This is a genomic window from Marinococcus halotolerans DSM 16375, from assembly GCF_000420725.1.
Lineage (GTDB): Bacteria > Bacillota > Bacilli > Bacillales > Marinococcaceae > Marinococcus > Marinococcus halotolerans.
This window is the reverse complement of sequence record NZ_ATVM01000030.1, coordinates 21692-29751: the sequence shown is the minus strand read 5'-3', so window position 1 is coordinate 29751 and position 8060 is coordinate 21692. Positions and strand designations below refer to the sequence as shown.

Annotated in this window: 8 protein-coding genes; 7 read left to right on the top strand and 1 reads right to left on the bottom strand. The window is 46.6% G+C overall.

The genetic code is table 11. From position 1 onward, the window contains the following. The first annotated feature begins 277 nt into the window (after window positions 1-277). From G548_RS0115495 to G548_RS0115475, 5 genes are all read left to right on the top strand, one after another. Window positions 278-1078 carry a VLRF1 family aeRF1-type release factor gene (locus G548_RS0115495; protein ID WP_022795063.1) on the top strand — a complete coding sequence of 267 codons (801 nt, stop codon included), beginning with the start codon at window positions 278-280 and terminating at the stop codon, window positions 1076-1078. A 184-nt stretch (window positions 1079-1262) separates the two neighbouring features. After that, window positions 1263-1649, top strand: a complete 387-nt coding sequence (locus G548_RS0115490; protein WP_022795062.1) for an OsmC family protein — start codon at window positions 1263-1265, stop codon at window positions 1647-1649. A 39-nt stretch (window positions 1650-1688) separates the two neighbouring features. Beyond that, window positions 1689-3062: an MATE family efflux transporter gene (locus tag G548_RS0115485; protein ID WP_022795061.1), complete on the top strand. Its 1374-nt coding sequence runs from the start codon at window positions 1689-1691 to the stop codon at window positions 3060-3062. Next, window positions 3059-3250 (top strand): SE1561 family protein, encoded by a 192-nt coding sequence (locus G548_RS0115480; RefSeq protein ID WP_022795060.1) that lies wholly within the window; start codon window positions 3059-3061, stop codon window positions 3248-3250. The genes G548_RS0115485 and G548_RS0115480 overlap by 4 nt, the downstream gene beginning before the upstream one ends. After that, entirely contained in the window at window positions 3250-3855 is a 606-nt protein-coding gene (locus tag G548_RS0115475) for a histidine phosphatase family protein (RefSeq protein WP_022795059.1), read from the top strand. The genes G548_RS0115480 and G548_RS0115475 overlap by 1 nt, the downstream gene beginning before the upstream one ends. A gap of 41 nt (window positions 3856-3896) precedes the next feature. Here the strand turns inward: G548_RS0115475 and G548_RS0115470 are convergent, their stop codons facing one another. Beyond that, on the bottom strand, window positions 3897-5429 hold the full coding sequence (locus tag G548_RS0115470; RefSeq protein ID WP_022795058.1) for an AbgT family transporter: 1533 nt from the start codon (window positions 5427-5429) through the stop codon (window positions 3897-3899). A gap of 264 nt (window positions 5430-5693) precedes the next feature. Here G548_RS0115470 and G548_RS18455 point away from each other — a divergent pair, with 264 nt between their 5' ends. Together G548_RS18455 and rlmD are read left to right on the top strand one after the other, a co-directional pair. Further along, window positions 5694-6593, top strand: a complete 900-nt coding sequence (locus G548_RS18455; RefSeq protein ID WP_022795056.1) for a DNA-3-methyladenine glycosylase family protein — start codon at window positions 5694-5696, stop codon at window positions 6591-6593. Further along, entirely contained in the window at window positions 6580-7989 is a 1410-nt protein-coding gene (rlmD, locus tag G548_RS0115455) for a 23S rRNA (uracil(1939)-C(5))-methyltransferase RlmD (protein WP_022795055.1), read from the top strand. Before G548_RS18455 ends, rlmD begins: the two co-directional genes overlap by 14 nt. Window positions 7990-8060: the final 71 nt, after the last annotated feature.

Genomic DNA, 8060 nt, shown 5'->3' with positions numbered 1-8060 from the left:
ACGAAATTAGCCTTCCACACGCCGGTGGAATACCGGACGGCAGAAGGCTAACGGCTAGGTGCTTTATCTTGTCTCATATTTCTAGGTCAGTGCACATACGACGTTGGGGGTGTTTTTTCCTGTCTCATATTATGGGGTCACTCTAATTTGAACCTGCTTTTTTTATTGGTTTGAAAATATTACTGCATTTGACGTTTACCGTTCCTTTTCGAAGGAAATACACTTTGTAGAATGGTAATTGAATAGTTAACACAGTCATGGAAAGGGGCAACAGACAATGGGAATTACGAACAACTTGAAACAGCTGAAAAATAAAGAGGATGAATATGGTTTTGTTTCCTTTTATTTGAACACAGATATTGGTGAAGGCGGACAGCCTAGTGAAGAGTGGAAGATTAAATACAAAAAGGCTGTCAACGGCTTGAAGCAGTATGCAGATAAGAGCGAAACGAAAGATGAAAAAAATGCGATTAAAAAAATTACCGACGATATCGAAAAATACATTGAAGATCACCGCGATGAATTGCAGAAAAGCATTATCATTTTCGCTTCCGGTGACGGCTCGACCTGGGAATCAGACATTTTCCAGGTACCAGTGGAAACAGAAGTTATGTGGGAACCGACACCACAAACTGAGCAGCTCGAAAAGCTCGAGAAAACTTTCCCGCCAACAGCAATTCTTCTTACGAACAAACAGGATGTTTATCTGATCGATACTTCCATGGGCGTAGTCCGCGAAGAAATGCAGTTCCACTGGGACGTGGACAACGAGGACTGGCAGGAATACAAAGGTACAGCATCAGCTGACCGTACTGCCGCAGGCTCCACCCAGGTGGATAAAGTGCAAAAGCGCTTTGAAGAAAACCGCCACCGCTGGTATAAGAGCCTTGCACCTGTCATCAACAAACAGATGAAAAACCGCGGTCTGGATACAGCATATATTATTGGCGATAAAGAGTATGCCAAGGATCTCGAAGATAATATGGGTGAGAGAGTGAAAGAAGTTATTAATAAAAACTTGATCTCTACGCCAACGCATGAAATCTTAAACGAAATCTATCCTGAAAACGTACGCTAAACAGTACGACTGCAGCAGCTGCTATGCTATCATAGCAGCTGCTTTTTTCATGAATAAATCAGCTCCGGATTTCCAGGTCTCTGCACAAAATCCCTCAGTTTTTGATATAATACCTTTTGTTTGGAAATAGGCTTAGATTTAGATAAGATACAACACGAAGGATACTATTGAAGAGGTGAACAGGATGAAGTTTTCAATGACTGACGGAGGATTTCAAACAGAAACAGACTACGGAGAGCTCTCTGTGTCCGGGGAGGAGGAGTATGGCTTCCGCCCTTTTCAGCTGATGACTTCTTCGATTGCTGTGTGCAGCGGAGGAGTGCTGCGGAAAATTATGAATAAACGGCATCAGACAGTGCATGATATTCAAATCGAAGCAGAGGTGGAAAGGGATGAAAAGCAGGCAAATAAAATAACTGCTGTTCATCTGCATTTTACCGTAAAGGCAGACAACGTAACGGAAGCTCAAATGGAAAAGAATATGGAGTGGACAAAGAAAAACTGTTCGATGGTTCAGTCAGTAAAAGACAGCATTGCGATTACAGAAACATTCGAACTTCTTTCCAACTAGCAGTGCGGAAGGTCTTGGAAGAGAATTGGAGAGAAAAGTATGGCAAACGCTGGACGTAACCAGTTAGATTTCACGGAAGGCAGTATCATGAAAAAAATGGTGATATTCGCCTTTCCAATTTTTATTGGGAATTTGCTTCAAAGCTCCTACCAAATCGTGGACAGCCTGTGGGTCGGTAATTTAATCGGAGCGGAGGCTCTCGGGGCAGTTTCCCTGGCGTCCACTATTTTGTTTTCTGTGCTGTCTTTTATTATAGGCATCAACAGTGCAACGTTGACGGTGCTCTCCCAGAGGGTGGGGGCTGATGATGATGAGGGCTTAAAGCGGTCCCTGAATGCTTTTGTCTCTGTTTTAGGAACGCTTGCGATTGTTCTTGGAGCGATAGGTTTTTTTGCAGCTCCTGTCGTTTTAACGTGGATGGGGACGCCGCCGGACATCCTGGAAAGTGCAGTCATATACTTACGCATTAATTTTATTGGTATTGTCTTTTTATTTGGCTATAATTTTATAGGTACTGTCCTGCGTGCGGTCGGCGACAGCAAGACCCCGCTTCGCTTTATCATGATGGCCGTCGGGCTGAATATCTTCCTGGACCCGCTGTTTATTTCAGGCTTTGATATGGGCATCCAGGGAGCAGCAATCGCGACAGTTATCTCCCAGGGGAGCGCATTTGTGTTTGGGGTCGTATATATGATTCTTGTAAAGGGACTGCCTTTTGCCGTGCCAAGCATCCCGGAAAAAGCAGAATTTCAGCGTATTATGAAGCTCGGCCTGCCCGCGGGCCTGTCGATGATGGCTATCTCCGGCGGACAGCTGGCGATTATGACGGTAGTAACGTCGTTTGGCTCTGTGGTTCTTTCCGGGTACGGGGCGGCCCAGAGGCTCGACAGCCTGATTATGCTTCCGGCAACAACGCTCGGTTCTGCCATTACAAGTATGGCCGGACAAAATATAGGAGCGAACCGGTGGGACCGTATCAGTTCCATTGCGAAAAACGCGCTAATTTTAATTCTCATCGTATCGATCACTATGAGCACCGCTGTTTTTTTACTGGCTGAGTTTTTGATGGGGCTGTTTGTAAATGACGAAGCAACTATTCAATATGGTAAAACATATCTGCAGATTGTCGCTTTCTTTTATCCGTTTTTAGGGATAAACTTCGTGCTGAATGGTATTGTACGCAGCTCCGGAGCGATGATCCAGGTGCTTGCCCTGAATATCATTTCCTTCTGGGTGCTTCGTTTTCCGCTTGCCTGGTTCTTTTCCGAAAGGATAGGGGAAAACGGGATTGCGCTTGGCATAGGAGCAAGCTTTGTGATCAGCGCTGTAATTGCAGTCAGCTATTATGTATTTGGCGGCTGGAACCGTATTGATATCTTTAAAGAAGAAAAGAAAAAAGGAGGCGCGTCATGAGTACGCCAGTACACGACAAAGACCAACAGCTTCAGTATATAAAGCAGCGTCTGCACCTGCTTTCGACAATGGTGGATAATATTGATCCTGAAGAAGGCTCCGAATCGGAAATGAAGAGACTCGAAGAAATGGTGGAGCAGCTGCGGATCAAATGCCGCCAATTTCAGCCGGATTGGAAGGATTATTGATGCCTGACGTTTATTTTATCCGGCACGGTGAATCGGAAGGAAACTATGCCCAGGTGCTTCAGGGCTCAATGGATTATCCGTTAACTCCGCGCGGCCAGACGCAGGCAGAAGCGCTTGGCAGCTACTTTCGCGAGATCCGGTTTGACGCCGTAATTGCAAGTGATTTAATGAGGGCGTCTGCCACTGCAGCGGCGCTGGCAGAGTTTCAGCAGGTGGACATATCCACCGATGAGCGGCTTCGCGAAGTACATTTAGGCGTGCTTGAAGGGAAGGCGAGAGAGGTTATTCAAAATGAATTTCCGGACCTTATCGGACAGGATCTTTTAACCGCTGAAGTAGAAAGGGCGGAAACAAAAAACGATCTGACAAAGCGGTGTGCGTGGCTGTACTATAAGCTGACCGAGGAATGGAAAGATAAAGATCAGATAGCGGTCGTTTCGCACGGAGGGTTTATTACGATTTTCTTTATGTATCTGCTGGCCAAAGATAACTGGGTATCGCTCCAGCGTTCCATGCGTATCGACAACACAGGAGTATCCCGGATTCACTTTCGAAAAGACCGTGCTTCTATTCAATACATCAACCGAATTACCCATTTGGAGTAATACGAAAAAAAGCAGGAGCCGCAGCTCCTGCTTTTAAACGTTTAGCCGTTGTATTCAATCGGACCGTTTGGACCGAGCGGCAAGCCGGTGAGCATCCATACGACAAGCAGCAGGGACCAGAACAGAAGAAATGCGACGGAATACGGAAGCATAACTGCTATCAGGGACCCGATGCGCATGTTTTTGTCATACTGCTGGGCAAACGCGATAATAATCGCAAAATAAGTCATCAGTGGTGTAATAATGTTGGTGGATGAATCTGCCACCCGGTATGCCATCTGCGTAAGTTCCGGTGAATAGCCAAGCTGCATCATGATCGGAACGAATACAGGTGCGAGTATGGCCCATTTGGCGGAGGCACTTCCGATAAACAGATTGATAAAACCGACAATTAATACGAAGACTAAAATTAAAGGAATGCCGGTAAGATTAATAGACTGTAAAAAATCTGCGCCGTACACAGCCATGAATGTACCCAGGTTGGTTTCTTCAAAATAGGCAACAAACTGTCCGGCTGTGAAAGCGAGCAGAATGAACATGCCCATGCTTGCCATCGTGTCAGAAAGCTGATTAGCGACATCCGTATCGTTTCTGATGTTTTTTGTCACAATACCGTAGACAAGCCCGGGAATGAAGAAGGCTATAATAATTACGACAACGAGGGAGTCCATAAACGGCGATTGAACGACCGCTCCTCCTTCACCGCGGAGCGGAGCATTAGATGGAACAATGAGCAGTGCAAGCAGAATAATGGTCAGAAGCGCTGAACCCATCGACCAGAAGATTCCTTTCTTTTCCGTTGCCGTTAAAGAAGTGAGACTCTCCCGGTAATCACCCTTGTATTCTCCAAGCCGTGGCTCGACGATGAACTGACTCACGAGTGTGCCAATAATAGACAAAAAGAAAGTAGATACAATAATGAAATAGTAATTCATCGCCAGGTTCATCTGTTCGGCGTAGGCCGGATCGATGGTGGAAGCCGCCTCAATTGTCAGCTCACCGAGCAGAACATCGGTACCGGAAAGCAGAAGGTTGGCACTAAAGCCTGCCGATACCCCGGCGAAGGCAGCAGCAAGACCTGCGAGCGGGTGCCTGCCGAGTGCAGCAAACAGTATAGCGCCTAGTGGCGGAAGCACCACGTAGCCGGCGTCTGAAGCAACACTCGACATAATACCGGCAAAAACGAGACCAAAGGTGATTAAAGATTTTGGAATAGACAGGATAAAACCGCGAAGCAGTACGCTTATTAGTCCAGTGCGCTCCGCAATGCCGATACCGATCATGGTAGCAAGCACTACCCCGAGCGGGGCAAAGTTAATAAAGTTGTCCACCATGCTGGTGAATATGTATTCAATGCCACTCGCTGAAAGCAGGTTAGTTACCTGGACCGTTTCTCCCTCTTCCCCGGGAGACTCCACCTGCAGGCCGGCAGCAGAAAGAACGGCAGATAATACCAATACAAGCGCGGCTAGAATGGCGAAGAGGGTAACCGGATGGGGCAGCTTATTCCCAACTCGTTCAATCCAATTCAGCGACCGCTGCAGCATAGTCGACTTTGGTGCAGAAGAGCTCATAATTTACCTCCTAATTCGTTTAAAAATGACGAAAGTATCATAAGTACGCAAAGCTTATTGTAATGAATGAAAACAAAGGAAGAAAGGCATTTCATCGAGAATAGGAAAATAGAATGGAAAAAATAAATAACAATTTATTGAAAATTAATGCTTTTATCCTAAAAAAGAAAATATTGCAGAATTCCGAGTGCATCGGGGAGCAGGTCGCGTGAACATGGGTAAACGTGATAAAATAACAAAGCTTCATGAAAGGACGTAATTACTGTGCAGCAGATAACAAGGCAGATCCCATCCGTGTACGATGTTCAGCTGATGCTGAAACGGATGGCACTCGACCCGCTGTATAATGTAGATATTGACCAAAGACAGGTGAAGCTGCCTCTGCCAGGTGAGAGGCAGCTTGATACAGTAACCCTTGCATTTGTTGAACATCAACCGGAGACGTATGTATATATAGAGGCTCCGGAGACGAGAGAACAGGAAGCTCTGGATAAAATAGAACGTGTTTTTCGCTTTCACCAGCCGCTTGAGGAGGCAGCCGGGCATTTTCAGGAAACAGAACTAAAGCCGTTGTTCCGCCGGTTTTACGGTGCACCGCTCACCTGTGACTTTGACTTGTACGGCTGTCTTATAAAAACAATTATTCATCAGCAGTTGAACATGGCCTTTGCTTATACTCTTTCCACCCGGTTTGTGCAAACGTATGGCAGTTATAAAGATGGTGTTTGGTTTTACCCTGCCCCTGCGACTGTGGCAGCTATTCATCCAAGCGAGCTTCGAAGCCTGCAATTCAGCCAGCGCAAAGCGGAATACGTTGTGGATATTTCAAAAAGCATTGCAGAGGGCATACTTGATATTGATGCTCTTCAGAAAAAAACCGATGAGGAGATCATAAAGGAACTCACCCAGCACCGGGGGATAGGGCCCTGGACAGCAGAATGCTTTTTATTGTTTGGGCTCGGAAGAGAGAACCTGATGCCGGCTGCTGACATTGGCGTTCAAAATGGATTAAAGAAGCTGCTGGGGCTTGAAGCGAAACCATCCAAGGCGGAGATAACAGAATGGTCCGGCCGGTGGAGCCCCTACAACAGCTATGCAAGTATTTATTTATGGCTTCATATAGAAACACCAGATAAAGGAGAAGATACACGTGCCGAAAAATGAAAAGTTTGAACAGCGCCAGCCGCTGCAGGAGGGTCAGGAATTTCCACTGACTATTAAACGAATAGGAATTAATGGAGAAGGAATTGGATATTTTAAACGTCAGGCCGTATTCGTAGAAGGCGCCCTCCCGGGAGAGGTGATCGTTGGCCAGGTCGAGGAAGTAAAACGGAACCGGGCGATTGCAAGTATTAAGTATATCCGGGAAGCTTCGCCGAGCCGGCAGAAAGCTCCCTGTCCGGTGTATAAAATCTGCGGGGGATGCCAGCTGCAGCACGCCGAATACGACGAACAGCTGTGGATGAAACAGGACCTTGTGCTGCAGTCATTTGAACGCTACGCCCCCTTCGTGCCGGAAATTCGTGAAACGATCGGTATGGAAAACCCCTGGCGTTATAGAAATAAAAGCCAGTGGCAGACAGGCGAAGGAAAGAAAGGACGAGTGGAAGCAGGACTGTATTCGAGTGATTCCAATCAGCTGGTGGACCTCACCAACGTCGGCTGTATGGTGGAAAAGTCGATTTTAAATAAGATTACAAAAGCAATTACCGTATTTATGAAGGATGAAGAGGTGCCTGTACACACGAGTAAACAAAAAGGGGTTAAAACCATCGTTGTGCGGGCAAATGAACAAAAAAGCGAGGTTCAGGTGACACTCGTAACTTCTTCAGTGGATCTGCCGGAGCAGGAAGAGCTGGTGGATTTTCTCCGTTCTTCTTTTGCAGAAATAAAATCCATTCATCATCATGTGCAGAATGAAAGCAGCCCGACTGTTTTTGGCGGGACAACCAGGCGGCTGTGGGGCAAAGACACAATCAAGTACAATATGCAGGATTTTTCATTTCATTTATCCCCGGAAGCATTTTTCCAGCTGAACTCGGAGCAGGCCTCCACGCTTTACGATGAAGCGAAAAAAGCGGCAAAGCTCACTGGCCGGGAAAAAGTGGTTGATGCCTACTGTGGCAGTGGCACCATTGGTCTTTGGATGTCCTCAGATGCTAAGGAAGTACGCGGCATGGATATGATTAAAGCAAGTATTCAGGACGCTAACAAAAATGCTAAACAGGCAGGAGCTTCCCACGCAAGGTTCTATCACGGAAAAGCCGAAGAAATGATGCTGCAGTGGCAGAGGGAAAACTGGAGTCCTGATGTAGTAGTAGCCGATCCCCCGCGCACAGGCTGCGGAGAGGCACTGCTGAACACGATTGGAAAAGTGAAGCCTAAACGCTTCGTATACGTATCCTGTAATCCGTCCACCCTGGCCAAGGATGCCGCATACCTGAAAAAAGCAGGGTACCATCCAGAATACGCCCAGCCGGTGGACATGTTCCCGCAGACATCCCAGGTAGAAGCCGTAGTCCCTTTTGTATATAAACCGGAGAAAAAAGGAAAAAAATAAATATGCGTGGTGAACAGCAATGTGTTTATACTGGCTCGGTATCAGTCTGATTGTCTCCATTATTCTTACCA